Source organism: Streptomyces hainanensis (genome assembly GCF_004348415.1).
Lineage (GTDB): Bacteria > Actinomycetota > Actinomycetes > Streptomycetales > Streptomycetaceae > Streptomyces > Streptomyces hainanensis.
Map to the genome: position 1 here is coordinate 1 of NZ_SMKI01000790.1, position 1678 is coordinate 1678.

Sequence of the window (1678 nt, forward strand, 5' to 3'; positions counted from 1 at the left end):
CGACAGGTCGAGCGTCCACACCGCCCACCCCAGCACCCCGAGCGCCTGCAACGCCCGCCCGACGCGACGCAGCGCGAACCGGTCCGCGGCCACCTGGAGGAAGATCGGCACCGGCCGCACCAGCATGGCGTCGAGCGAACCGTCCCTGATCCGCGACCCGATCCGGTCGACCTCACCCATCACCAGGTGCGCGATCGACAGCGACAGGCTCGACGTTCCGTAGAGCAGCGCCACCTCGCCCACCGAGAAGCCGCCCAGCGTGTCCACGTGCGCGAACATGATCAGGACGGCCACGAAGTCCAGCAGCGAGACCAGCGCGGTGCCCAGCGTCACCAGCACGAACGACGTCCGGTACGCCATCGTCGACCGCACCCACATCGCGACGATCAGCCCGTAGGCCCGCAACGCGTCAACCACCCTGGGCCACCACCCTCCGCGTCGCCGCGGCCTGCAGCGCCCGGCCAAGCAGCAGCAGCACCAGCGCCCAGGCCGCCGAGAACCCGAGGATCCCGAGGAGGCCGACGCCGGTGTACTGGCCGAGCAGCACGTCGGCCGGCACCTGGAGCATGGCCGCCCACGGCAGCCACCGCACCACCTCGCCGAAGCCGCCGGGGAACACCGTCAACGGCAGCAGCATCCCCGAGAAGAAGATCGAGGTGATGGTGGAGACCATCCTCATCCCGGCCCCGTCGAGCAGCCAGAAGGTGGCCAGCGCCACCAGGTAGCCCAGCCCGAAGCTCACCACGAGCCCGAGCCCGACGGCCGTCAGGAACCAGAGCCAGGTCAGCGGACTCGACGGCAGCGCCAACTCGAAGGCGAGGGAGCCGGCCACCATCGGGCCGATGCCGCGCCCCAGCAACTGGAAGGCGCCTCGCCCGAGTTCCGACGCCAGCCACCACAGCTGGAGATCCGCCGGCCGGTAGAGGTCGACGGCGATGTCCCCGGTGCGGATCCGCTCCTCCAGCTCGACCTGGAACCCGCCGCCGAGCAGCGCCATGGCCCCGATCATCGCCTGACCGACCCAGACGAAGGTCAGCGCCTCCGCCTGGTCGTAGCCGCCGAGCCGGGGCCGCTGGTCCCAGAGCGCGATGTAGGTGTAGGTGAGAACGAAGCCGAAGACCGTGTTGGTGAACACCCCGGCGGCCGTCGCCGCCCGATAGGTCGCGTAGCGCTTGAAGCTACTGACCGAAACCGCCCGGTACAGCCCGGACGTGCTCATCCGCCGCCCCCCATCCCAGAGTTCGCCGCAGCCGTGGCCCGGCCAAAGCCCGCGAGCCTAACGAGCGCCCGCGCGGCCGGGCCACAGGTTTTCTCCGGCCACCGGGCCGGGAAGCCCCGAGTACCCGGCCGACGACCCCCGTTGTGGCCTGGGAGGTCTCAACTTGACACTGCCGAAGCGGGTCCGTAAGGTCCTTCGAGCTTGCCCGGAAAGGAACTCCCGAGAGGGAACTCCAAGAAGGCGGGCAACGCTCTCTGGCGAAACGCGAGTTCGAGAAATCGGACACGAAAGACGTGGTAGAGTCGGAGACACCGAAGGGAAGCCCGGAGGAACCCGAGAGGGAGCCGAAGGAAGCGTCCGTTCCTTGAGAACTCAACAGTGTGCCAAATAGTCAATGCCAGATTTTTTGAAGTTGGATCCAAGATCCAAGCTTTCAGTGAAGCATTCACGGAGAGTTTG

Annotated in this window: 2 protein-coding genes; both read right to left on the bottom strand. The window is 68.1% G+C overall.

The window, feature by feature from the left end; all coding sequences use genetic code 11:
• Positions 1–417, bottom strand: a 417-nt coding sequence (locus E1283_RS35950) for an ABC-2 family transporter protein (protein WP_243745343.1), incomplete at its 3' end; no start/stop codon positions are given.
• Positions 410–1219, bottom strand: coding sequence for an ABC transporter permease (locus E1283_RS35955; RefSeq protein ID WP_132822357.1), 810 nt, complete (start codon positions 1217–1219; stop codon positions 410–412). The genes E1283_RS35955 and E1283_RS35950, both read right to left, overlap by 8 nt.
• Between the last annotated feature and the right edge of the window lie 459 nt (positions 1220–1678).

Bases quoted from the DNA above. Each gene is read 5' to 3' on its own strand.
- E1283_RS35955 (WP_132822357.1), bottom strand. From the start codon at position 1,219: ATGAGCACGTCCGGGCTGTACCGGGCGGTTTCGGTCAGTAGCTTCAAG.